Source organism: Bacillus sp. FSL K6-1000 (genome assembly GCF_038630785.1).
In the GTDB taxonomy this organism is placed as follows: Bacteria; Bacillota; Bacilli; order Bacillales; family Bacillaceae; genus Bacillus; species Bacillus safensis.
Map to the genome: position 1 here is coordinate 2,559,771 of NZ_CP152042.1, position 24,398 is coordinate 2,584,168.

Annotated in this window: 22 protein-coding genes and 1 riboswitch; of the genes, 3 read left to right on the plus strand and 19 right to left on the minus strand. The window is 42.6% G+C overall.

Annotated elements, in window-relative coordinates; translation table 11 throughout:
* Positions 1-11: 11 nt before the first annotated feature.
* Positions 12-620, minus strand: coding sequence for a succinate dehydrogenase cytochrome b558 subunit (locus tag MHI46_RS13315; RefSeq protein ID WP_039180486.1), 609 nt, complete (start codon positions 618-620; stop codon positions 12-14).
* A 283-nt stretch (positions 621-903) separates the two neighbouring features.
* Between MHI46_RS13315 and MHI46_RS13320 the strand changes: the two genes are divergently transcribed.
* Complete coding sequence (locus tag MHI46_RS13320; protein WP_024423214.1) at positions 904-1,347, plus strand: YslB family protein; 444 nt, start codon at positions 904-906, stop codon at positions 1,345-1,347.
* A 154-nt stretch (positions 1,348-1,501) separates the two neighbouring features.
* Here the strand turns inward: MHI46_RS13320 and MHI46_RS13325 are convergent, their stop codons facing one another.
* The 15 genes from MHI46_RS13325 to zapA all read right to left on the minus strand — a co-directional run bounded on the left by MHI46_RS13325 (position 1,502) and on the right by zapA (position 18,378).
* The gene (locus tag MHI46_RS13325) at positions 1,502-2,737 is read right to left on the minus strand and encodes an aspartate kinase (RefSeq protein WP_039180488.1); all 1,236 of its coding nucleotides are present in this window, start codon (positions 2,735-2,737) and stop codon (positions 1,502-1,504) included.
* A gap of 133 nt (positions 2,738-2,870) precedes the next feature.
* A riboswitch (Lysine riboswitch) is annotated at positions 2,871-3,048 on the minus strand.
* A 61-nt stretch (positions 3,049-3,109) separates the two neighbouring features.
* Complete coding sequence (gene uvrC, locus MHI46_RS13330) at positions 3,110-4,882, minus strand: excinuclease ABC subunit UvrC (RefSeq protein WP_024423216.1); 1,773 nt, start codon at positions 4,880-4,882, stop codon at positions 3,110-3,112.
* 139 nt (positions 4,883-5,021) lie between these two features.
* On the minus strand, positions 5,022-5,336 hold the full coding sequence (gene trxA, locus MHI46_RS13335; RefSeq protein WP_007501629.1) for a thioredoxin: 315 nt from the start codon (positions 5,334-5,336) through the stop codon (positions 5,022-5,024).
* A 246-nt stretch (positions 5,337-5,582) separates the two neighbouring features.
* Entirely contained in the window at positions 5,583-7,061 is a 1,479-nt protein-coding gene (locus MHI46_RS13340; protein WP_342502893.1) for an alpha-N-arabinofuranosidase, read from the minus strand.
* A gap of 75 nt (positions 7,062-7,136) precedes the next feature.
* A complete protein-coding gene (locus MHI46_RS13345) occupies positions 7,137-8,114 on the minus strand; it encodes an electron transfer flavoprotein subunit alpha/FixB family protein (protein WP_144491333.1) in 978 nt (325 codons plus the stop codon).
* A 43-nt stretch (positions 8,115-8,157) separates the two neighbouring features.
* Positions 8,158-8,931 carry an electron transfer flavoprotein subunit beta/FixA family protein gene (locus tag MHI46_RS13350; protein WP_064497843.1) on the minus strand — a complete coding sequence of 258 codons (774 nt, stop codon included), beginning with the start codon at positions 8,929-8,931 and terminating at the stop codon, positions 8,158-8,160.
* A gap of 31 nt (positions 8,932-8,962) precedes the next feature.
* Positions 8,963-9,742 carry an enoyl-CoA hydratase gene (locus MHI46_RS13355; protein WP_024423220.1) on the minus strand — a complete coding sequence of 260 codons (780 nt, stop codon included), beginning with the start codon at positions 9,740-9,742 and terminating at the stop codon, positions 8,963-8,965.
* A gap of 26 nt (positions 9,743-9,768) precedes the next feature.
* Entirely contained in the window at positions 9,769-10,353 is a 585-nt protein-coding gene (locus MHI46_RS13360; RefSeq protein ID WP_039180499.1) for a TetR/AcrR family transcriptional regulator, read from the minus strand.
* A 168-nt stretch (positions 10,354-10,521) separates the two neighbouring features.
* A complete protein-coding gene (locus MHI46_RS13365; RefSeq protein WP_260774599.1) occupies positions 10,522-12,237 on the minus strand; it encodes an AMP-binding protein in 1,716 nt (571 codons plus the stop codon).
* Positions 12,238-12,336: 99 nt separating this feature from the next.
* Complete coding sequence (locus MHI46_RS13370) at positions 12,337-12,792, minus strand: Imm63 family immunity protein (protein ID WP_144490390.1); 456 nt, start codon at positions 12,790-12,792, stop codon at positions 12,337-12,339.
* 162 nt (positions 12,793-12,954) lie between these two features.
* Positions 12,955-13,359 carry a DUF350 domain-containing protein gene (locus MHI46_RS13375; protein WP_008345990.1) on the minus strand — a complete coding sequence of 135 codons (405 nt, stop codon included), beginning with the start codon at positions 13,357-13,359 and terminating at the stop codon, positions 12,955-12,957.
* Between the two features lie 14 nt (positions 13,360-13,373).
* Positions 13,374-15,731, minus strand: a complete 2,358-nt coding sequence (locus MHI46_RS13380; protein WP_260776102.1) for an endonuclease MutS2 — start codon at positions 15,729-15,731, stop codon at positions 13,374-13,376.
* Between the two features lie 21 nt (positions 15,732-15,752).
* Positions 15,753-17,465: a DNA polymerase/3'-5' exonuclease PolX gene (gene polX, locus MHI46_RS13385; RefSeq protein ID WP_059374756.1), complete on the minus strand. Its 1,713-nt coding sequence runs from the start codon at positions 17,463-17,465 to the stop codon at positions 15,753-15,755.
* A gap of 114 nt (positions 17,466-17,579) precedes the next feature.
* On the minus strand, positions 17,580-18,113 hold the full coding sequence (locus tag MHI46_RS13390; protein WP_260774602.1) for a CvpA family protein: 534 nt from the start codon (positions 18,111-18,113) through the stop codon (positions 17,580-17,582).
* Positions 18,114-18,120: 7 nt separating this feature from the next.
* A complete protein-coding gene (zapA, locus tag MHI46_RS13395; RefSeq protein ID WP_012010831.1) occupies positions 18,121-18,378 on the minus strand; it encodes a cell division protein ZapA in 258 nt (85 codons plus the stop codon).
* Positions 18,379-18,512: 134 nt separating this feature from the next.
* On the opposite strand from zapA, the gene rnhC reads away from it, so the two are divergent.
* Positions 18,513-19,436 carry a ribonuclease HIII gene (gene rnhC, locus MHI46_RS13400; RefSeq protein ID WP_260774603.1) on the plus strand — a complete coding sequence of 308 codons (924 nt, stop codon included), beginning with the start codon at positions 18,513-18,515 and terminating at the stop codon, positions 19,434-19,436.
* Between the two features lie 37 nt (positions 19,437-19,473).
* Here the strand turns inward: rnhC and pheT are convergent, their stop codons facing one another.
* The 3 genes from pheT to MHI46_RS13415 form a co-directional block, all read right to left on the minus strand.
* On the minus strand, positions 19,474-21,888 hold the full coding sequence (gene pheT, locus MHI46_RS13405) for a phenylalanine--tRNA ligase subunit beta (RefSeq protein ID WP_342502894.1): 2,415 nt from the start codon (positions 21,886-21,888) through the stop codon (positions 19,474-19,476).
* A 15-nt stretch (positions 21,889-21,903) separates the two neighbouring features.
* Positions 21,904-22,938, minus strand: coding sequence for a phenylalanine--tRNA ligase subunit alpha (pheS, locus tag MHI46_RS13410; RefSeq protein ID WP_047202641.1), 1,035 nt, complete (start codon positions 22,936-22,938; stop codon positions 21,904-21,906).
* 381 nt (positions 22,939-23,319) lie between these two features.
* Entirely contained in the window at positions 23,320-24,063 is a 744-nt protein-coding gene (locus MHI46_RS13415; RefSeq protein WP_144491329.1) for an RNA methyltransferase, read from the minus strand.
* 113 nt (positions 24,064-24,176) lie between these two features.
* Here MHI46_RS13415 and sspI point away from each other — a divergent pair, with 113 nt between their 5' ends.
* Entirely contained in the window at positions 24,177-24,395 is a 219-nt protein-coding gene (gene sspI / locus MHI46_RS13420) for a small acid-soluble spore protein SspI (RefSeq protein ID WP_129193005.1), read from the plus strand.
* Positions 24,396-24,398 lie beyond the last annotated feature (3 nt).

The window sequence follows — 24,398 nt, forward strand, 5'->3', positions numbered from 1 at the left end:
TCTATTTCCTCTTAAACAAAAGCGAAAATTGCTCTTAGCCCTACATATGAAAGCGCTATAAATATACCTAATGTCACAAATGTGGAGATTCTTTGTGAGCGTGGTGAAACCGTAATTCCCCAGCTGACAGCAAATGACCACAAGCCATTAGCAAAGTGGAAAATAGTAGATAAAACGCCGACAATATAGAAGCCTAGCATAAATGGAGAGCTTAAAATATTCGCCATCATGTCGTAGTTGACTTCAGCTCCAAGTTGAGCTTGAATGCGTGTTTCCCATACGTGCCAAGTGATAAAAATCAATGTGATGATACCTGAAACCCTTTGCAGTCTGAACAACCAGTTTCTTAAGTAACTGAAGCGAGACGTGTTGTTTTGTGCCGTAAAGGCTATGTACACCCCATAAACAGCATGATAGATCAGTGGTAAGAAAATCACGAACAGCTCAAGTGCGTACCTGAATGGCAGCTGTTCCATAAAGTGTGCAGCTTTGTTAAACGCCTCTGGTCCATCCGTCGCAAAGTGGTTAATCACTAAGTGCTGTACTAAAAATAGACCGACCGGAATGACGCCAAGCAAAGAATGCAATCTCCGATAAAAAAATTCTTTGTTCCCCGACATTACTTTACCCCCTAGTAAAAAAAGTGCAATTGCTTGAAAATTGTCTTACCCCCGCTTCTTTCAATTGTAAGCACTTTATTCAAATTTATTGACAATTTCATTTTACTCCTATGTCAAAAAAGCGTCAAGAAACCGCGTACATAAATTAAAATTTTCCGAAATTTAAAAGTTTTAAATCAAAATTCGTTTTACTACAATAAGAATTTCTTAGACTTCAGGGAAAACTCTGTCATCATATGCCCACATAAGCTATAATAAATTGTTGAAAGAGGGGAGCCGTACAATGAATAAATTCGAATCTAACTTAGAACAGCTAAAAGAAATTGAAGTCAATGGATTTGCCTACGAGCTGATACGCGAAGTTCTGCTGCCAGATATTCTTGGTCAGGACCATTCATCTATGATGTATTTTGCGGGTAAACTGCTTGCTCGTAAATTTCCTCAAGAGTCATGGGAAAAGATCCCCGAATTTTTCCATGATGCCGGATGGGGGACTCTCACAATGGTCCATTCGAAAAAACAGGAAATTGAGTTTGAGCTCGAAGGTCCACTAGTATCCAATCGACTCACCTATCAAAAGGAGCCATGCTTTCAGATGGAAGCGGGTTTTATTGCTGAACAAATTCAGCTTCTTAATGAGCACGTAGCTGAATCCTATGAACAAGTGAAAAAGCGTGCTGAGAAAGTCATTTTAACCGTTAAATGGGATTTAAGAGACCCTAGCTAATCCTCTTGATAAAAGGCGCGGACTTCAGGTCACGCCTTTTTTATATGTCTACATCTATCATAGCATACTTAATGAATGGGTTTACGTCCGTTTCAGCCGATTCCATATAGAAAAAAGAGGCGATCCTCTTTCATGAGGTCACCTCTTTACCTTTTTAAGAGTGAGCAGCTGCGCTCACCTTTGATAAATCAAACGCATCATGCAGCGCTTCAACTGCTTTGACCATATCATCACGGCCGACCACTGTTGAGACTTTGATTTCAGACGTACTGACCATTTTCACTTGAATATCTTTTTGCGCTAACACAGCGAACATTTCAGCGGCTACGCCTGGGTTAGAGACCATTCCAGATCCCACGATGGATACTTTCGCTAATTTGCTTTCTGTCTCAATCTGCTCGTAGCCAAGCGCTCCTTTATATTCTTCTAATACTTCAACTGTTTTAGACAAATCATCCGTTTTAACAGAGAAAGAGATCGACGTCTGATTGGTGCTTGTGACAGACTGAATGATGATATCAACATTGATATTCTGTTTCGCAAGCGTCGTAAAAATGGTCGATAATGTTGTTAGACCGCTTGAAAGCCCGCACACTGTCACACGTGTAATCTGATCTTCAAACGCAATGCCTCTGACGACTAAATTTTGTTCCATGGATGATTCCTCCTCAATTAACGTACCCGATTCATTTTCAATACTAGAACGGACTTCTAACGGGACTTGATAATTTTTCGCAAATTCAACAGCTCTTGGATGCAGGACCCCAGCTCCTAAATTAGCCAGCTCAAGCATCTCATCGTATGAAATACCTGCAAGTTTCCGCGCAGATGGTACATAACGCGGATCTGTCGTAAACACACCTGGTACATCTGTGTAAATATCACATTTATCAGCTTTTAGGGCGGCAGCCAGTGCCACAGCAGTCGTATCTGATCCTCCGCGTCCAAGTGTTGTGATATGTAAGTCATCTGCAATTCCTTGGAAGCCTGCCACAACAACGACTTTCCCCGCACTTAATTCCTCTTTTATTCTTGCTTCATCAATGTCCACGATTCTTGCATTTCCGTGTACATGCTCTGTTTTCATACCAGCCTGCCAGCCTGTAAAGGAAATGGCATCATAGCCTCTTGCTTGGAGCGCCATCGCTAATAATGAAATGGTCACCTGTTCACCAGTTGCGAGCAGCATATCCATTTCTCTTTTGCTTGGATCGTCTGTAAGTTCTTTCGCTAGGTCTACTAGAACATCTGTTGATTTACCCATCGCTGATACAACCACAACCACATCATGTCCTGCCTCGCGTTCAGCGATCACTCTCTCTGCGGCATTGCGAATTTTTTCTGTTGACCCAACGGAAGTTCCGCCAAATTTTTGTACAATTAGTCCCATGTCTACCACCCTTTTTCAAAAGTTCACGTGTGAGAGAAGAGGTTGCTTTGGAGACTGTCCGCTCACTGCAAATAAAAAAGCAATGAGAGAACAAATCTCCCATTGCTTTAAAATCATCATTAAACGATGCAAACAATGAGATAGCCCTCCAAGAAATGAATTCTTGACAGCCCTACATTTCTTCAATGTACAGCCAGCGAATAAAATGAGTGGATTTTATTCACTTCGGCGACGCTCCCCTTTCAGCCCTCTTCTTAGATCCCATCGATCTCCGAAGGCTTACTCTTGAAGTTCGCACCTCTATCTTCAACAAACAACACGTTCATTTATTAAATTAGTCACATCTTAACAGACTTTTAATAAAAGTACAATCTATTTTTTTAATGCTTCCATTAAAAGTTCAGCCGTCTGTTTTGGAATGCCAGCCTCCTGAAAGTCTTGGATAGAGGCTTCTTTCATCTTTTTCACAGAGCCAAAATGTTTGAGGAGCTGCTTTTTACGCTTCTCTCCGATACCTGGTACATCGTCTAAAATAGACTGGAATGCATTTTTTCCGCGCAGCTGCCGGTGAAAGCTAATGGCAAACCGGTGCACTTCATCTTGAATGCGCTGCAATAAGTAAAAGGCCTGGCTATTTCGCTCCAGCGCAACAATTTCAAGTGTATCTCCCATCATGAGATTTGAAGTCCGGTGTTTTTCATCTTTTACAAGACCTGCGACTGGGACAGACAAATTCAATTCATTTTCAAGCACATCGATGGCTGCGTTGATCTGTCCTTTTCCTCCGTCAATTAAAATTAAATCTGGCAGCGGCAGTTCATCCTTTAACACGCGGGTATATCGTCTTCTAATGACTTCACGCATGGATGCATAATCATCTGGTCCTGAGACGGTTTTAATTTTGTATTTTCGGTATTCCTTTTTATATGGCTTTCCGTCCTGAAAGACAACCATGGCAGAAACCGGGTCTGCTCCTTGAATATTGGAGTTATCAAACGCCTCAATTCTGTACGGCATATAAATATTAAGCGCATCCCCAAGCTGCTTCACCGCACCAATTGTCCGCTCTTCATCACGCTCAATGAGCGAAAACTTTTCTTTTAAGGCGATTTTGGCATTTTGATGGGCAAGTAAAAGTAAATCCTTTTTCTTTCCTTTTTTCGGCTGGTGAACGTTTGTCTCAAGTAATTGCTCAATCATCTCTTGATCGACACTGTCCGGCACCAAAATTTCCTTCGGCAGAAAATGGTTGTTCTTTTCATAAAATTGCCCCATAAACGTGAGGAACTCCTCTTCAGGGTCCTGATACATAGGAAACAGGCTGACATCACGTTCAATCAATTTCCCCTGTCTGATAAAGAAAACTTGGACACACATCCAGCCTTTATCATAGGCATAGGCGAAGACATCTCGATCTGATAAATCACTCATCGTCATTTTCTGTTTTTCCATCGTTGAGTCGATATAAGCGATTTGGTCTCTCAGTTCTTTTGCCCGTTCAAACTCTAAATTTTCAGCAGCTTCCTGCATCTTTTCGGTCAGTTCTTTTTTGATTTGCTGATGTCCTCCGTTTAGAAACCTTGTGATTTCGTCCACGAGCTGCTTATTCGTTTCCTCGGAAATGTCATACACACATGGTGCAAGACATTGCCCAAGATGATAATAAAGGCAGACGCGGTCAGGAAGGGTGGCGCATTTTCTCAGTGGATATAAGCGGTCGAGCAGCTTTTTCGTTTCTCGTGCTGCTTGTACGTTTGGGTATGGACCGAAATATTTCCCTTTGTCCTTTTTTACATTGCGGGTGACGATCAGCTTAGGGTGGCGTTCATTCGTAATTTTTATAAATGGATACGTCTTGTCATCCTTGAGCATGACATTGTATTTTGGGTCATATTTTTTGATTAAATTCAGCTCTAAAATGAGCGCCTCGATATTAGAAGAGGTGACAATGTATTCAAAGTCTTCAATTTCACTGACAAGCCGCTGCGTTTTGGCGTCATGTGATCCAGTGAAATAAGAGCGCACCCTGTTTTTTAAAACCTTTGCCTTTCCCACGTAAATGATCGTATTTTGTCTATCTTTCATTAAGTAACAGCCTGGTTGATCCGGCAGGACTGACAGTTTTTCTTTGATTAGTTTGTTCATATTTTCATCCGTCCTTGTTTTCCTCTTTCACTCCTTCTAGTGTATCACGAACATTTGTTTTATACCATGTTGAAAGAAAAGCGGCTCTCGTCTTTACGAGAACCGCTTCAATGATTATGCCGCTTGGACATAGATCGGTTTATAGATGTTTGTTGACAAGTTCAGCAAGTGCTTCTTTTGGTTTGAAACCAACAGAAGTTTCTACAACTTCACCGTCTTTTAAAACAAGAAGTGTTGGGATACTCATAACGCCGTATTTACCAGCAGTTTCTTGGTTATCGTCTACATCAATTTTTACAATTTTCATTTTGTCGCCCATTTCTTGATCAAGTTCTTCAAGAACTGGAGCAATCATTTTACAAGGTCCACACCATGGTGCCCAAAAGTCTGCAAGAACAACACCTTCTGCAGTTTCTTGTGAAAATGTTGCGTCAGTAGCTTTTACGATTGCCATTATTCATTCCTCCAATGTAAATTATGCTTTTTAGTATAGCATCTACCAATGTGACTTGCGAATGAAATGCTTACGAATCATTTTTTAGGAAATGAATTAAAAAACAAACCGTATAATCGCACCAATAACAACAATCGCACCGATGATCATTAGAATGGTTCTAAGCATATGACATGACACCCTTTCCGCTTCATTTACAATGTATGATGCCCCAACATTCTTCTCACCAAACATCGAAATATGCAATTAAGCGAGGTCGACAGTTATCATGACCACTGACATTGGCGGCAGCTCTACCGTTAATTCCCCGGGATTTACAGTCATTTGCTGAAAGTCTTTTGGCTGAACAGAATGAGGATCATCAAATGTATTATGCGCATTCATGCGATCAGCCGTCAGCACACGTCCAGTGACTTTCGTTTGTACATCAACCCCTTCAATGGCAAGGGATACCTCTTTTTGTTCATGCGGATTCAGGTGACAGTAGCTAATATGCATCTTACTTGATGAACGCGAGGCTGACACACTAACCTGAGGAATTTTTTCACCTCTCTGTTCATACGGCGGTGAAACGAACTCCACTTCAAGCGCTTCTTCCTCTTGATGCACTTGAAACATGTGAAACACATGATACGTAGGCGTCAGAAGCATTTTTTCGTCCTTTGTTAATACCATCGCTTGCAACACATTAACCGTCTGAGCGATATTTGCCATATGAATCCGCTGACAATGACGATGAAAAATATGAAAATGGAGGGCGGATACAAGGGCATCTCTTAGTGTGTTTTGCTGATATAAAAACCCAGGATTTGTCCCTGGCTCTGGGTCATACCATGTCCCCCATTCATCAATAATCATCCCAATTCGCTTGTCTGGGTCATAACGATCCATGATTTCTCCATGGTCCTCGACAAACCGTTCCATCTCATAGGCTTTTTTCAGCGTGATAAACCATTCATCCTCATCAAATTCAGTCGCTGACCCTTTCTTCTCCCATGTACCAGGTACGGTGTAATAATGTAAACTGAGCCCATCCATCCACGGTGCAGCCCGCTCCATCAATACTTTCGTCCAATTCACGTCATTAGAGTTCGCGCCGCAGGCAATTTTATAAATACGCTGCCCGGCAAATTCTCTTACGTACGTTTGATAGCGTTTATATAAATCTGCATAGTATTCAGGTGTCATATTCCCGCCGCAGCCCCAGCTTTCATTGCCTACACCAACATAGGTCAGCTGCCAAGGTTCTTGTTTTCCATTTTGAATGCGCCAGTCGGACATAGGTGTCCCTTTTGGAAATGTCATGTATTCGACCCAATCGGCTAATTCTTGAACAGACCCGCTTCCCACATTGCCGCAAATGTATGGCTCACATTCAAGCAGCTCACACAATGCCATAAATTCATGCGTACCAAATGCATTGGATTCAACCGTACCACCCCAATGGGTATTTACCATCGGCTTTCGTTCACTGAGATCACCTACACCATTTGCCCAGTGATACTCGTCTGCGAAACAGCCCCCCGGCCACCTCAGCACCGGAATATGTAATGCTTGAAGCGCCTTCAGCACATCGGTACGAATCCCGTCAATATGGTCAATCTCTGAGTCTTTTCCTACCCAAATCCCGTCATAAATCCCTCTTCCTAAATGCTCTTGAAAGTGCCCATAAATGTGTTTAGAAATGCGTCCGATCACGTCATTGACTTTTACTGTCCCCTTCACTTGTCAACCGCTCCTTTTCTTCTTGATTACATACAAAAAAACCCAGAATACCTAGGCATTCTGAGTGTATGAGCGTTACGAGTGGATATTCATCTTTTTTAACTCTTCATTTAAAAGCGGTACCACTTCAAACAAGTCACCGACGATTCCGTAATCGGCGATTTTGAAGATTTCTGCTTCTGGGTCTTTGTTGATCGCTACAATGACTTTACTGTTAGACATTCCCGCTAAATGCTGAATCGCTCCTGATATCCCGCATGCAATATAAAGATCAGGTGTGACGACTTTTCCCGTTTGACCAATTTGCAGGGCATAATCACAATAGTCAGCGTCACAAGCTCCGCGCGAGGCTCCGACTGCTGCCCCGAGCGTCTCAGCGAGTTCATTCAGCGGTTCAAAGCCTTCCTTGCTCTTAACCCCGCGCCCTCCGGCAACAATGACCTTTGCTTCCGATAAATCTACACCTTCTGACGTTTTTTTAATGACTTCCTTCACGATCGTCCGAAGGTTTTGAATATCGACTGAAACTGGTGTGACTTCTCCGCCTCGTGACGTATCCCGCTCAAATGGCGCCACGTTGTTTGGCCGGATGGTCGCTAGTAACAGGCGGTCTGTGGAAATGACTTTTTCGAAGGCTTTTCCAGAGTAAATCGGTCTAGTGAAAACAAGATGTTCGCCGGTAACGCTTACATCGATCGCATCTGAAATCAAGCCAGTCTGGAGACGTGCGGCTATTTTCGGTGACAAGTCTTTTCCAATAGACGTATGGCCAAAGAGCACAGCATCTGGATCGACCTGATCTAATATGGCTTGAAGCGCCTGCGCAAAACCATCTGACGTATAATATGAAAGGTGCGGATGCTCCACAATCATGACATGATCCGCTCCATAGTAAAGCAGTTCATCCGCTAGGCCTTTGACGTCATCCCCTATTAACACGCCAATGACCTCACCACCATCTGCCACTTTGTGAGCGGCAGCAATGGCTTCAAATGTCACATTTCTTAATTTACCGTCACGACTTTCTCCAAGTACAACAACTTTTTTACTCATCTTCAAGCTCCCCCTTGTTCTCGTGATATCGTAAAGTGGATGTTTAGATGACTTTTGCTTCATTTCTGAGTAGATCTGTCAGTTCTTTGACTTGATCCTGAAGCTCGCCGCTCAGCACCTTGCCACCCTCTTTTTTCTCCGGTAAGTAACGTTCAATTGTTTTGATTTTATATGGTACATCGTCTTCGTCCAGATCTAAATCATCAAGTTCCAATTCTTCTAAAGGCTTTTTCTTTGCCTTCATAATGCCTGGTAAGGATGGATAGCGAGGCTCATTGAGTCCTTGCTGAGCTGTGACGACTAGCGGGAGTTCGGTAGAAATGACTTCCACATCACCCTCTGCATCTCGTTCAATCGATGCAGAGCCGCCGTCAATTTGAATACTTGTTATCGTTGTCACATATGAAAAGCCGAGTAATTCAGCAAGACGCGGAGCTACCTGTCCAGAGCCGCCGTCAATTGCTACATTCCCTGCTAAGATCAAGGAAGCTTCTTTGTCTTTTAAATAGTGATAAAGAATGGTAGAAGCTGAATATTGGTCCCACTCTTCTAAATCATCTTCCACGTTTAATAAGACGGCCCTGTCACAGCCCATTGCAAGCGCTGTTCTAAGCTGTTTCTCCGCATCTTCACCGCCAACTGTCACAACGGTCACTTCTCCCCCGTGCTCATCACGAAGCTGAATGGCTTCTTCAATGGCATACTCGTCATAAGGATTAATAATGAACTCTGCTCCATCTTCTTGAATTGCACCAGACTGAATAGAAATTTTCTCTTCCGTGTCAAACGTACGCTTCATCAAAACAAATATATTCATTTATTTCTCCCCCTTGTGTCGTGCTTATCCCTTATTCCCCTTTAAAGTTCGGTTTGCGCTTTTCGATAAAGGCCTGGATGCCTTCTTTGGCGTCATTTGATTGGAAAACCTCACCAAACTTTTTGGCTTCCAGCTTCATTCCGCCGTCATACGAATACAGTTTTGTTGCGTTCAATAAATCAAGCACATATTCAAGTGATTTTGGGCTTTTCGCTGCAAATTTCCCCGCAAGTGTTTTGGCCGCTGTGAGCGCTTCTTCCTCTGTTTCTGCCAGCTTTGTAACAAGTCCGCAGGCAAATGCTTCTTCACCTGTAATCGGTTCAGCTGTTCCCATCATTTCAAGCGCTTTAGCAGAACCAACGTAGCGCGGGAGGCGCTGCGTGCCGCCGAATCCTGGAATAATGCCGAGGTTTAGTTCTGGAAGTCCAAGCTTCGCATCTTTTGTTGCGATTCGGATATCACAAGACATGGCAAGCTCAAGGCCTCCGCCTAATGCTGCTCCGTGAATCGAGGCAATGACTGGTTTTGGACATTGTTCAATCCGTTCAAAAACTTGCTGTCCTCTATCTGCGAGGCTTGCATAATCAGACTCTTCCTGTAAAGTGGTAAATTCTTTAATATCAGCACCTGCTGAGAAGAATCTGCCTTCTCCGTGAATCACAATCGCTCTTACTTCTTCATTCTGTTCCAGCTCATCGAACATGTCATTAAGCTCAGTGAGCAGCTGAGAGGATAAGGCATTTGCAGGTGGGTTCTGAATCGTGATGAGCGCTGTCTGTCCTTCATGATGTAAGCTGAGTATCTTTTCCATGTCAATCATCCTTTTTCACATTGTCTTTAGGATTGATGTATTCCGCTTAACAGCAGATCATGTACATTTTCTGCGAGTGCAGGCAGATCATACTTTTGATCATTCATGACCCATGTTGTTGCGGTTTCATCAATCGTCCCAAATACCATTTGTCTCGCTAAGCGGACATCTAAATTTTGTCTGAATTCTCCGGTTTTCTTTCCTTCTGTTAAAATTGACTCGAGCATATTTAAATACCCTTTTAGCACTTCATTGATTTTTTGCCGCAGCTCAAGGTTTGACTGCCTGAGTTCAAGCTGTGTCACAAGAGCCAAATGATGATTTTGCGCCAGCATGCGAAAATGCTCCTCAATCAACAGTAGAAGCTTTTCTTTGGCAGACGGCTTCTTTTGAATATCTGTTTCCATCCGTTCGATGAATTGTCCCATTTTTTCTTTGAACAATGAGATGAGAATATCCTCTTTGTTTTTGAAATAAAGATAAATGGTTCCGTCTGCGACCCCTGCTTGTTTCGCAATCTTTGAAACTTGTGATTGATGATAGCCATTCTCTGCAATCACCACAACTGCTGCATCAATAATTTGCATGTACTTCGGTCTTTTCTGCTTCAATGTGCTTCGTCCCTTTCTAAATTGAATGAGCATTCATTCATAACTTTATGTTAAAAAGAAACGGGTGATTTGTCAAGAGATCTTCTTCTTTCTTTTCAACCTTTATCATACCAGAGCAGACTGTCATCATTCAAATCATCCGGCCTCTCGACCGGATGATAAAGGTCGTTATTTCTTTAATTGATCAACAGGTGTTTCAGATGAAGCATGCTTTCTTTTTTCTTCTTCAATTAAAACTCTGCGCAAAATTTTTCCGACAGCCGTTTTAGGCAGTGACTCTTTAAATTCATACACGCGCGGTACTTTAAATGAAGCAATTCTCGTTCTCACAAAGCGATCGAGTTCATCCTCTGTTAAATAAGCATCCTTTTTCGGCACAACAAATGCTTTTACTGTTTCTCCTCTATAAGGGTCTGGTATACCTGCGACAACAACTTCTTGTACAAGCTCATGCTCATAAAGGGCTTCTTCGACCTCTCTTGGGTAAATATTATAACCGCTCGCAATAATGACATCCTTTTTCCGGTCAACGATATAGAAAAAACCGTCTTCATCCATATACCCAATATCTCCGGTAAAAAGCCATCCATCCCTTAATACAGCTGCTGTCTCCTCTGGCTGATTCCAGTATCCTTTCATAACCTGCGGTCCTTTGACGATAATTTCTCCGTGCTCATATGGCTCTTTGAGGCCACCCGTTTCCTCGCAATAAATACCTGCGTCTGTACCAGGCCACGGACAGCCAATGCTGCCTGTTTTGTTCGCTCCCCATAAAAAGTTAGAATGGGTCACTGGTGAGGTTTCAGAAAGACCATATCCCTCTACTAAACGCCCTCCTGTCAATTTCTCGAAGTTCTGTTTGACTTCAACAGGAAGAGCCGCCGAGCCGCTTAAACATGCAGTGACGGACGACAGGTCATACTTTTCAATGTTCGGATGATGCAGCAAGGCGATATACATGGTTGGTGCACCTGGAAAGAGTGTCGGTTTCTGTTTTTCAATCGTTTTGAGGGTATCAGCTGCGTCAAATCGAGGAAGGAGAATCATTGAATGCCCTTCTTTGACAGCAAGATTTAATACGGTCGTCATTCCGTATACATGAAAAAACGGAATAATGCCGAGGATTCGTTCTTTTCCTCTTGTCGTTTTATACATCCAAGAAGCGCACATTTCAGTGTTCGCTAAAATATTTTCATGCGTAAGCATGACCCCTTTTGGTAAACCGGTCGTTCCACCTGTATATTGCAAAACAGCGACATCCTCTTTCGGTTCAAAGGCAAGCTGCGGGATTTGTTCTCCTGATGATTCTTTCATGATTTGTGAGAAGTGATGAATGGTATCACTTTTCTCGACTTGGATGACCATTTTATTTTTTCTTTTTTGAACGATAGGAAACAGAATGTTTTTTGGAAATGGTAAATAATCCTGTAGTTTGGTGATGATCAAGTGTTCCATACTTGTCAGCGCTTTCATTTTATAGGCCTTTGGATACAATAAATCCAATGTAATCAGCACTTTGGAGCCGCTGTCCTCCATTTGATATGCCAATTCTTTCTCCGTATAAAGCGGGTTAGTTTGAACGACGATGCCGCCTGCAATTAAAACAGCATAATAAGAAATGACCGATTGAGGACAGTTTGGCAGCATAATCGCTACTCTGTCGCCTTTTTTCACGCCAATTTCCATCAGATGACCAGCTAGTTTCAATGCGTCTTCTTGGAGCTGCTCATAGGTGATGTTTTTTCCTAGAAAATGAATGGCTGTATGCTCAGGTGCAGCCTCTGCGGAGCTGAATAAGTAAGATTGTAACGTCTCATTTGGGATGGTGAGTTCGTGGGGAATTTGATTCGGGTAATGCAGAAGCCAACGTTTATCTGACTGCATAAAAACCCTCCTTCCTGAACTTTCGTACTATTTTATTATAGCAAACTTTTCCTTAAGGCAGTTTGCTTTTTTCAAATAGAGCTTGGTTCCATGACCTCTTTATTTCTTCGCTGGTGTTTCGATCGATGCTCTTTTTCCTTCATGATGCCACTGTTCATATAATCCACCGATTGCACGGAATGACTCATTTACTCTCTCCACGATCTGTTGATGGATACTCGGATCATTAGGTAAATGCGTCTGGATGTTGTCGACTTGATACTGCCTCATCATGTCGATGTAGACTGTGAGAAAAATCGTGTCTTCTAAAATCCAGTAAATGACTTCATCCGCCTCTTCTGTTCTTTTGTGCAGCATTTGGATTCCTCGTTCATATTGAATGAGAATATAGCCGCTCGGATCGATTTGAACATAAGGACTCAAATCATCAAAAAATCCAGTCGTTTGAAATGGGCGTGCAATATACGGTTCATATATGTCTCTTGGCAGGGATGTCATTTGGAGACATGTATCAATGCGCTTTATGATTTCGTCTTTTTGCAGAATTTGCTTCAAGTGATTCGCCGCCTTCGGGTGAGATAAAAGCTGCCAAGGGACCCCTGACAGCTTTCTCACTTTGTCTTTTTCATTTCACAGGAACATGTAAACGGCACCAATGACCGCAAAAGTGCAGGCAACTACGATTAAAACTTTTGCTAGCTTTTCCATGTCGTCTCCTTAAATGCCGGCTGCTACTACGTAAGACAGCCCAACTGAAATAATGAGTGAAATAAACCCGACCGCTCTATTATCATTCTCAATCTCTTTGTCTACTTTAAATCGTGGTGTTAAAAATTCAAAAATGAAATAGCTGACAAGCAGCATCACAAAGCCGTATACGCCCCATCCAATCATTTGCAGAAGGGAATTGTGCTGTGCAATAGAATGCTGAAACACATTCGCAATCCCAAAGATCTTTCCACCTGTTGCCATGGCAACAGCTAAGTTCCCACGCTGAATCTCTTCCCAGTTTTTATAGGAGGTGACGAGTTCAAAAATGGTTAGAAATAAGACAAGACATAGAACGGCCACGCTGTAATAGGCGGCAATTTCCACAAGTTCATTTTCCCAAAAGGCTTTCATGCGTTTTCTCCTTTTTACTTTAATTCGACGATGGTAACGCCTGATCCTCCCTCGCCTTGTTCCCCAAAACGAGCATTTTTCACACTTCGGTGCTGTTTCAGTAATTCCTGAACCCCTTTTCTAAGGGCGCCAGTTCCTTTTCCGTGAATGATCGACACACGGGGATAACCAGCTAAGACAGCATCATCTAAATATTTCTCGACTCTGCTTAAGGCATTTTCATAACGCTCTCCCCTTAAGTCGAGCTCAAGCGATACATGATAATCTTTTCCTTTGACTGCCGTAATGGCTTTCTCCTGCTTAAATTCAGGTGCCGATTTGATAAATTCCATGTCTTTTTCTTTTACTTTCATTTTCAGAATGCCCATTTGGACACTCCATTCTTTGTCACCTGTTTGTTCAAGCAGCGTTCCTTTTTGCCCGAATGTGAGCACTTTCACTTCGTCGCCTGATTTTAGCTGTCTTGCTGCTTTTTTCACCGGCTCTGGCTTTTTCTTCCGGTCAAACTCAGGCACTGCATCTTCAAGACGCTTTCTCGCATCGATGAGTTCATGCTCTTTGAATGAGCGATGCTCATTTTTTATCGAACGAAGCTCTTGAATGATGTCTTCTGCTTCTTTTGAGGCTTGTTCAATTTTTTCTGCCGCTTTTTGTTCAGCTTCTTCAAGCAGTTTGTCTTTTTGCTCATTCCATTCAAGAATTTGTCTCTGCAATTCTTTATGAAGCTTTTCTGCTTCTTTTCTATAGACTTCTGTCTCATGCAGCTCTTCTTCCGCTTGTTTCTTGCTGTCTTCTAATGAAGCAATCATTTGGTCTACTTCATTATGCTCAGCATGCATATCCGCTTTTGCCCGGTCAATGAGGTGATCTGGCAAACCAAGACGTTTAGAAATTTCAAATGCATTACTTCGTCCGGGCACACCGATGAGCAATCGGTACGTTGGTGATAAGGTTTCAATGTCGAACTCCACGCTCGCATTTGTGACACCTTCTCGGTTATATCCGTAAGCCTTCAGCTCAGGATAGTGAGTCGTTGCGATGACGCGTGCATTTGTTTGATGCACCTCATCTAAGATACTCATAGCCAGCGCGGCACCTTCAGCAGGGTCTGTTCCTGCCCCTAATTCATCAAATAATACGAGTGAGTTAGATGTCAAATTCTTTAAGATATCCACAATATTGACCATATGAGATGAGAACGTACTCAAGCTTTGCTCAATGGACTGTTCATCTCCAATATCAGCAAAGACTTGGTCGAATACAGCTACTTCCGAGCCTTCTTCAACTGGAATATGAAGGCCTGCCTGCGTCATCAGCGTCAAAAGACCAAGCGTTTTTAAAGTAACAGTCTTCCCCCCTGTATTTGGTCCAGTAATGACGATGGTTGAAAAATCTTTACCGAGCTCAATGTCGTTTGCCACAACCTGATCACGAGGCAATAGAGGATGTCTTGCCCGTTTTAAATAAATCTCCCCTTGATCGTTCACAGCAGGCTTTGTGGCTTTTTCTGCCTTTGCATATTTGGCTTTAGCAAAAATAAAATCTAGCGTTTGAAGCTCCTTTACATTGTGAAGCAGTTCTTGAATGTGTTCTGACACGCTCGCTGTCAACATTTGCAGGATCTTTTCGACCTCTTGTTTTTCTTTTAAACGGGTTTGCTGCAAAGTGTTATTTAAATCCACGACCACTTGCGGCTCGATAAAAAGGGTTGCCCCAGATGATGACTGATCGTGAACAATTCCGCCGTAATTCGAGCGGTACTCCTGCTTTACCGGAATCACAAACCGGTCATTACGAATGGTAACAATCGTGTCTGACAGCATTTTTGAAGCAGATTGTGAACGAATCATGGATTCTAATTTATCTCGAACTTTTGATTCTAATGAACGTAATTGCGTACGTATTGTTCGTAGCGCCGGAGTTGCATGATCAAGCACTTCTCCATTATCACCGATACAGCTTTCGATTTCTTTTCTGACTTCAGGCAGTAATATCAGCGTCTCTGCATATGTATGAAGGCGCGGTATTTCTACACCATCTTCATACAGGGACGTGAGAAAGTGCTTCATATTTTTCGCAGTGTATAATAGCGCTGCAATTTCCATGAGCTCAGATGGGCTTAATGTACTGCCGATTTCTGCCCGTTTGACCCCGCGTCTAATATCCGCCAGCCCGCCAAACGGTGCAGATCCCTTTAAGCGGATGATATCTTGTGCTTCTGCTACCTCTTCCAGCAAATGCTGAATGGTTTCTATATCCGTCAGCGGCGTTAAATCCTGCGCTCTTTCTTTTCCTAATGAGGATGCGGTATAGGACATGACTTTTTCTTTTACTTTATGAAATTCTAATGATGCTAACACTTTTTGTTGCAGCATGGTCCAGCCTCCTAACGACTACCTGTCACGCGTTAAAAACTTTTTGATCTCGTTTAGAGAAAAAGTATTCACGACATTTGCTTTTGGTGTCCAGCCTTTTCTTGCAGCTGTTACACCAACTTCCATATGATCCAGCATGGCGATATTGTGTGCATCTGTATTGATCATGATGTTCACACCTGCTTCGTTTGCTTTCATTAAATGCTCTGTTTTCAAATCAAGTCTTGACGGGTTGCTGTTGAGCTCTAGTGCAGTTCCCGTTTTCTTCGCAAGCTCTATGAGCTGATCTATATTTAAGGCATAGCCGTCTCGTCTGCCGATCAAACGGCCTGTTGGATGTGCAATTAAATCTACATGCTGATTCCGCAGGGCATTTTCAAGGCGCTCCATGATGACTTCCTCCGGCTGAGAAAAGCTAGAATGGATAGACGCAATCACAAAATCCATGTCTGCTAAAAAGTCATCATCATAATCTAATGATCCATCCGGGAGAATATCCATTTCGACCCCTTTGAAAATGTGAAAATGCTCGAATTCTTGATTGAGCTTGTCAATTTCTTTTGCTTGCAGACGTAAACGTTCTTTTGTTAAACCGTTTGCTACTTTTAAATATTGCGAGTGATCTGTAATCGCCATGTATTCATAGCCTTTTGCGATACATGCCTCTGCCATTTCACGAATAGAAAATGCGCCGTCACTCCAAGTTGAGTGCATATGAAGGTCGCCTTTAATATCTTTTAGCTCGACAAATTGCATACTTTCTTTATACGTATCAATCTCCGCTCCGGTTTCACGAATTTCTGGCGGAATGAGCGGAAGTTGAAAATGCGCATAAAAAGCGGCCTCGTCTTCGAACGTTTTTACTTCTCCAGTTTCAATTGTTTCCACACCATATTCACTAATACGCTCTCCGCGTTCCTTCGCCAGCTGACGCATTCGAATATTGTGGTCTTTTGAGCCAGTGAAATGATGCAGCGTTGTTGCAAATTGGTCTGTTGTCACAAGCCGGAAATCTACACTGATCTCAAAATCAAGGGCAAGAATGACAGATACCTTCGTATCACCGCTTGCGATGACGTCTTTGACATCTTGAAGTGCAACGAGCTGCTCTCTGACTTGTTCAGGATTGTCAGTCGCGATGATATAATCTAAATCTTTGACTGTTTCCCGTGCACGTCTTAAACTGCCAGCTCTTGAAAAACGAAGAATCCCCTTCATCTGTTCAAGCGCATGATCAATCCGCTCTGCCACATCTAATGCAAAGCCAATTGGCAGTCGTTCTGGCTGTTTTCCAGCCTCCTCAAGAGCGGCGAGTATCTTTTCTTCGGTTTTTTTACCGAAGCCTGCAAGCGCTTGTACTTTTTCCGCTTCGCATGCTTCTTTTAATGATTGTGCATCATGGACACCAAGCTCTTGGTAAAGCTTAGCAATCTTCTTCCCGCCAAGTCCTTGCAATTTTAAGAGCGGGACAAGTCCTTCAGGCACTTCCTTTTTTAATTGTTCAAGTGTTTCTGATTGCCCTTTTTCGATATACTCTGTGATCACAGCAAAGGTTCCTTTTCCAATGCCGGGTAATGCTAATAGATCATCTATTTGCGAAAGGCTGCGGTCGTCTTGTTCCAGTGCCGCTGCTGCTTTACGAAAGGCAGAAATTTTAAAAGGATTATCTCCTTTTAGCTCCATATATACTGCAATTGTTTCAAGAAGTTTGATAATATCTTTTTTATTCATCTCTCATCCTCCAGCCGCTTTGGCATCTTCCTATATAAATATACAAACTTTCCCTTCATCCTACAACTTTCTGTCATGGAATGAGAAAAAACTTCTCCAGGAAAGGAGAAGTTTTTAAACTCCATACGTCGACCATAGGTCTTTGACAAGACCGGACAGGTAAGGGGTGTTGTTTACGATCACATCTGCTAACATTGATTTGCTCATCATTGTCTGCAGTGCATCTACTGGTAGTAATGCAGCGACAAACAATAGAATAAAAACAAATAAATAGGTTTCAAGAAATCCTAAAACACCGCCAAGCAGTTTGTTCACCTGTTTAATCACAGGTATACTTGCAATGGTTGTGAGCAATCCGCCAATGATGGCGAGCAGGATTTTGGTCAAGATAAACAGAATGATAAACGCAATGGTATTATAATAAGCTGTTTCTAGATTCCCACTTAAGAAAGCGAGTTGCGGTTGACCGCCGCTAAAATTAGGTGCCGGAATCCACGTAAGCTGTGGTGCAAGTGACTGATAAAACATGGAAGCCACTAAGATAGAAACAACAAAGCTGATCAATTTAATAAATTGAAGAATAAACCCGCGTTTTAGACCGACAAGCGTTCCCATAAGAAGCAAAAACAAAATGATGATATCGATCACGGTAATTTCATTCCTTTTCTTTTAGCTGAATCTCTAATTTTTCGTATTGCTCTTTTAATTTCAAGTAGTCGTGGACGACATTGACTGCTGTCAGTACAGCTAATTTGTTTATATCAAGGTATGGATTTTTTTCGTTTATTTCTCTCATTTTATCATCAACAATTGACGCAACATGTCGCATATGCATCTTCGTTTCTTGTCCGATGATCGTATAGGACTGTCCGTAAATCTCAACTGTTGTTTTCGTTTTACCGCCGTCAGACAACGTTTCTCCTCCATTCCACGAGAATCCTAGTCTCTATCATAACATGTTTAGACATTGAATGGAAAGACGAGCCCTTCCCTGTTATGGTACACTTTAGAAATCAATGATATCAAGGTAAAAAGGAGTTATCCACTGTGCCCCAATCCGTTTTAAAAGCAACATCAGAAGACCTCAAAAAGATGAAGAGCGCGTATGCGCACCATTTAACAGACACTTTGCCGCCAGGTGCCCTCTTTCAAGCAAAAGTCCCTGGCTGTACGATTACAGCCTATCGATCTGGGAAAGTGCTCTTTCAAGGACAAAGGGCAGAAGCTGAAGCCAGCCAGTTCAGCCACTTGCAAGCAGCTGATACGAAAAGTCAAAAAGCACCTGCTGTCACAAAATACAGTCCGCCGCCCGGCATTGCTTCCATGTCGGTCATCGGTTCAGATGAAGTAGGTACAGGAGATTATTTCGGACCGATCACAGTCTGTGCGGCCTATGTTGATGCCAACCAGCTTGCTTTAATGAAAGAGCTTGGCGTAAAAGACTCAAAAGGATTAAAGGACCCGCAAATTATCAACATTGCCAAAGATCTCATCAAAACCATTCCGTTCAGCCTTCTCGTCCTCCGAAATGAAAAGTACAATACGATGCAGGAAAAGGGCATGAGTCAAGGAAAAATGAAGGCACTGCTTCATAATCAAGTCATCACCTCTGTGCTAGAAAAACTGGGCGGACAGCAGCCTGAGGCTATTTTGATTGACCAGTTTGCAGAACCAAGCATTTATTTCAGGCATCTGGCTGGGAAAAAAATCATTCGGGAGCGGACGTATTTTAGTACAAAAGCAGAAGGCATCCATTTGTCAGTCGCTGCGGCTTCCATTATCGCAAGGTACGCCTTTTTAATTGAAATGGACAAGTTATCAAAGGCTGCAGGCTTTGACATCCCAAAAGGAGCCGGCCCTCATGTAGACAAGGCCGCCGCCAAGCTCATCAAGCTGCATGGTGAAGATGCTTTACGTCAATTTACAAAGCTGCATTTTGCCAACACACAAAAAGCGAAAAAAATGCTATAAAAAAAGCTAGGGCCCATGAGGCCTTAGCTTTTTTTCTTTAACCGCGTAAGACGGCTTGATACGTATCTTCTAGTGCTTTCAATACTTTTGTATGAACAGCTGTGACTTCTTCCTCAGTCAACGTTTGTTCAGGGTTTAAATATTGAAGAGAGAATGCAACAGATTTTTTGCCTTCTTCCATATGTTCCCCTTCGTACACATCAAATACAGAGAGGTCTGTGAGTAGATGACCGCCTGCTTCATAGATGACTCGCTCCAGCTGTCCGCTTGAGATATGCTGATCGACAACAAGTGCGATATCTCTTGTCACAGCAGGGAATCTCGGAATCGCTGTATATTTCATATCCTTCGTTTCAGATGTCATCACATCTGTTAAATCAAACTCGAACACATATGTTTCTTTTAAATCCAATTCTTTTTCAACGACTGGATGCAGTGCGGCCACAAAGCCAATGACTTTACCATTTAAGTGAACATCTGCTGTTCGCCCTGGGTGAAGACCCTCACGCTCTGCCTGAACATATGTGATTTGGTCTGACACACCAAGCTTTTCGAACAACCCTTCAGCAATTCCTTTCGCTACATAAAAATCGACGGCTTTTTTCTCGCCCTGCCAAAGATTTTTATGCCATAAGCCTGTCAGCGCACCAGCGACATGTTCTTTTTCCACTGGTTTTGCTCCTTCAGCTTCTGCTAAGAAAACAGATCCCGTTTCATAAAATCCAAATGAATCGGCTTGTCTTGCCAAGTTATATGCAACTGAATCAAGTAAGTTTGGCAAAAGACTTTGTCTCAGCACACTGCGTTCCTCACTCATTGGCAGAGAAAGCCTCGTTTCATAAGCTGGATGCAGGGCAAAAGCTGTGGACTTATGCTGATTCGTCAATGAATACGTAATCGCTTGAGAAAGTCCTGCGCCCTCTAAGAAACGTCTTACCTTTCTGCGCTTCACTTGGTATGGCGTGAGACCGCCAACCGTGCCAGCTGTTGCAGGCAGTGTAGATGGAATATTATCGTAGCCGTATAATCTTGCAACTTCTTCAATGAGGTCTTCTTCAATCGTAATATCCATTCTGCGGGAAGGAACTGTTACGACAAGAACATCATTTGATTCGCCCACTGTGAAGCCTAGTTTGTTGAAAATCTGAATCATATCTTCTTTTGAAATGTTCATTCCAAGCACCTTGTTCACACGCTGAGTTGATACGTGGATGACATTCATACTTGCTTCAAGATGATTTTCCTCAACTGTACCGCTTAGCACTTCACCGCCTGCATACATGCTGATCAATTGAGCTGCTCTTTCTGCTGCCGGCTTCGTACGCTGCGGATCGAGTCCTTTTTCAAATCGTGTGCTTGATTCACTGCGAAGTCCTAAGTCTCTAGATGCTTGACGGACTGTTTGACCGTTGAAATATGCCGCTTCTAAAAGAATCGTCGTCGTCTCATCACGCACCTCTGATTCAAAGCCGCCCATGACGCCTGCTACCGCGTGCGCTTTCGTTCCATTCGTAATGACAAGATGCTTTGATGATAATGTACGCTCTTGTTCATCGAGTGTTTGAATGCTTTCACTATCAGTTGCTTTACGAACGACCACCTGTTTTGAACCAAAGCGGTCATAATCAAAGGCATGAAGCGGCTGGCCGTATTCAAGCAGTACAAAATTTGTAATATCCACGACGTTGTTAATTGGACGAATGCCTGCATTCATCAGTCTTGTTTGCATCCAAAGCGGTGCTGGTCCAACCTTTACATTTTTAATGATCTTTGCTGCATAAAGTGGATTCGCTTCTTGATCCTCAATTTTAACAGAAATATAGTCTGCTGCTTTTTCGGAAGAAGTGTCATGTGCTGTATCAGGAAGCTTGATGTCTCTTCCTAAAATGGCCGCAACCTCATAAGCGACACCTAGCATATTCAGGGCATCGGCACGGTTTGGTGTTAAGCCAAGCTCAAGTACTGCATCATCTAATTGAAGTGCTTGAAGGGCATCATCCCCTGGTTTCACGTCATTCGGGAAGACAAAGATGCCTTCTGCATATTCTTTTGGTACGAGCTTGCTCTCTACGCCTAATTCTTGCAGAGAACAAATCATGCCATAAGACTCTTCACCACGCAGTTTTGCTTTTTTAATTTTAAAGTTGCCAGGAAGGACTGCCCCAACTGTTGCGACGGCCACATGCTGTCCTTTCTCCACATTCGGAGCCCCGCAAATAATTTGCACCGGTGCGTCTTCGCCAATATCAACAAGACATTTGTTTAATTTATCTGCATTCGGATGCTGTTCACGTTCAATGACGTGTCCAACGACAACCCCTTTGATGCCTTCACCTTTATATTCAACGGCTTCCACTTCAATTCCGCTTCTTGTGATTTTTTCTGCTAATTCATCTGGCTTGATGCCTTCTAAATCGACATAGTCTTCTAACCATTTATATGAAACAAACATGTTGATTTCCTCCTCTTAGTCCTGCTTGAATTGCTTTGTGAATCTAATGTCATTTGTGTAGAAATGGCGAATATCATCAATGCCGTATTTCAGCATCGCAATCCGTTCCACACCCATTCCAAAAGCAAAGCCTTGGTAAGTTTCTGGATCAAATCCACTCATTTTCAGGACATTCGGATGAACCATTCCTGCACCTAAAATCTCAATCCAGCCTGTTCCTTTACATACAGAGCAGCCCTTCCCGCCGCATTTAAAGCAAGACACATCGACTTCAACAGACGGTTCTGTGAATGGGAAAAAGCTTGGACGCAGTCTAATTTCACGATCTTCTCCAAACATTTTTCTTGCGACTGTCTCCAGCGTTCCTTTTAGATCACTCATGCTAATATTGTGATCGACGACAAGCCCTTCAATTTGCATAAATTGATGTGAATGAGTCGCGTCATCACTGTCACGTCTATATACTTTCCCAGGACAGATGATCTTCACAGGACCTTGTCCTTTATATTTCTCAAGTGTACGTGCTTGAACTGGTGATGTTTGTGTTCTCATCAGTGTATCTTCCGTAATATAGAAGCTGTCCTGCATATCACGTGCTGGATGCTCCTTTGGAAGATTCAATGCTTCAAAGTTATAGTAATCCGTTTCCACTTCAGGACCTTCCTCAACGGTATAGCCCATTCCGATAAATAAATCTTCAATGTCTTCGACAACTATCGTTAATGGATGTCTTGCCCCTATTTTGATTGGACTTGCCGGCAAAGTAACATCGATCGTTTGAGAAGCAAGTTTTTTCTTTACTTCTTCTGCTTCAAGCTGTTCATTTTTTTCAGCAATGGCACCAGCAATCTGCTCTCTTACTTCGTTTGCGAGTGCACCCATTTTTGGTCTTTCTTCCGCGGAGAGCTTGCCCATTCCGCGAAGTACTTCTGTAATCGGTCCTTTTTTCCCTAAATATTGAACCCGAATGTCATTGACCTCTTTGAGCGAGCTAGCTGCTTCAACCTTCGCTATCGCCTCTGTTTCAAGCTGTTTTAACGTTTCTTGCATGAGTGTAATCCTCCTTTTGATATACAAAACCGCTCGGATAAACGGCTGTTTGATCGTTTGAAGACAATAAAAAAACCCGTCCCTCCATAAAAGAAGGGACGAGTTGTGGTCGCGGTACCACCCTTGTTAAGCACAAATGCATGTGCGAATAAGCTTCATTGACATAACGGAATCAAACGAATCCGGTTCACCTTTACGCAAAGCAATGCCTGCGGTCCCGGTGACAACTCCAGAGGTGAATTCCTGTTTCAGCTTTCCTTAAATGCACTTTCAGTCTACGATGCATTCTCCCTATAAGGCTGCTTCTTGAAACAATCTTCCTCTATCATGGTTTTTAAAATATTAGTTTTATTATAGTGAAAATGAACGCATGTTGCAACATTATCCACGTAAATGATAGACAAGAACAGCTGCTGCAACAGCTACATTTAATGATTCTGCCTGCCCATACATTGGTACATATAAATTTTGGTCTGTCATTTGCAGAATCTCTGGATCAATACCAGCTCCCTCATTTCCAACAATTAATGCAAATGGGCCTTCTGCCGTTACGCTTTTATACTCTTTCGCATCTTTTAAAGCACTGCCGTATACAGGTAAGCCTCGTTCTTTCAGTTCGATTATTGCCTGTTGAAGGGATTGCTTTAAGATGGGCAGATGGAAATGAGACCCTTGTGCGGAACGGAGCGTTTTTCCGTTAAACGCATCAACTGTTCCTTCTCCTAAGATCACAGCATCAAGACCAGCGGCATCTGCTGTTCGAATGAGTGTGCCTAAATTCCCCGGGTCCTGCACTGCGTCTAATAAAAGAAGCCGTTCAACCTTCTTTTCTTCAAAAACAGGAACTGTACAGACCGCGGCAATGTGCTGAGGCGTTTCTGTTTCTGTCATGGCAGAAAAGGCCTCTTCGCTCAGTTCATAAAGCTCAATGTCAGGCTGGATATGAGAAGGAAGCCTATCGGGCGAAGTGACCATTAATTCCTTCACAATCCCGCTCTTTAATGCTTCTTCGACTAAGTGTATTCCCTCAACGAGAAACAGCCCCGTTTTCGTTCGTTCTTTTTTCGTATGGAGCTTTTTCCACTGTTTAATGTTTGTGTTTTTAGCTGATTCTATATATTTCAAGCGACGTTAACTCCTTTAATTATCATGAATTTATTATATCTCATGCACACTACATAATAAACCTGTCTTTGAGACAGAATAGGGCTATTACCATCAAAAAAGGAGTGTGGGCAATGGATTTTAATTTAAGAGGCGCAGTCATTCAAAACATTACTGGCCATAATCAAGAGCAGCTTGAACATACGATTTTAGATGCTATTCAAAGCGGCGAGGAAAAAATGCTGCCAGGTCTTGGCGTGTTGTTTGAGGTGCTATGGCAAGAAGCATCAGAAAACGAAAAAAATGAGATCCTTGAAACATTAGAGCAAGGCTTAAAGCCTCAGCAGCAATAAAAG

Coding starts and splice junctions, on each gene's coding strand:
- MHI46_RS13315 (WP_039180486.1), bottom strand. CDS start 620: ATGTCGGGGAACAAAGAATTTTTTTATCGGAGATTGCATTCTTTGCTT.
- MHI46_RS13325 (WP_039180488.1), bottom strand. CDS start 2,737: ATGGGACTAATTGTACAAAAATTTGGCGGAACTTCCGTTGGGTCAACA.
- MHI46_RS13365 (WP_260774599.1), bottom strand. CDS start 12,237: ATGCAGTCAGATAAACGTTGGCTTCTGCATTACCCGAATCAAATTCCC.
- pheT (WP_342502894.1), bottom strand. CDS start 21,888: ATGTTTGTTTCATATAAATGGTTAGAAGACTATGTCGATTTAGAAGGC.
- MHI46_RS13345 (WP_144491333.1), bottom strand. CDS start 8,114: ATGAGTAAAAAAGTTGTTGTACTTGGAGAAAGTCGTGACGGTAAATTA.
- sspI (WP_129193005.1), top strand. CDS start 24,177: ATGGATTTTAATTTAAGAGGCGCAGTCATTCAAAACATTACTGGCCAT.
- uvrC (WP_024423216.1), bottom strand. CDS start 4,882: ATGAACAAACTAATCAAAGAAAAACTGTCAGTCCTGCCGGATCAACCA.
- MHI46_RS13355 (WP_024423220.1), bottom strand. CDS start 9,742: ATGGAAAAGATACTCAGCTTACATCATGAAGGACAGACAGCGCTCATC.
- pheS (WP_047202641.1), bottom strand. CDS start 22,938: ATGCAAGAAACGTTAAAACAGCTTGAAACAGAGGCGATAGCGAAGGTT.
- MHI46_RS13320 (WP_024423214.1), top strand. CDS start 904: ATGAATAAATTCGAATCTAACTTAGAACAGCTAAAAGAAATTGAAGTC.
- MHI46_RS13350 (WP_064497843.1), bottom strand. CDS start 8,931: ATGAATATATTTGTTTTGATGAAGCGTACGTTTGACACGGAAGAGAAA.
- MHI46_RS13375 (WP_008345990.1), bottom strand. CDS start 13,359: ATGAAAGCCTTTTGGGAAAATGAACTTGTGGAAATTGCCGCCTATTAC.
- trxA (WP_007501629.1), bottom strand. CDS start 5,336: ATGGCAATCGTAAAAGCTACTGACGCAACATTTTCACAAGAAACTGCA.
- polX (WP_059374756.1), bottom strand. CDS start 17,465: ATGAATAAAAAAGATATTATCAAACTTCTTGAAACAATTGCAGTATAT.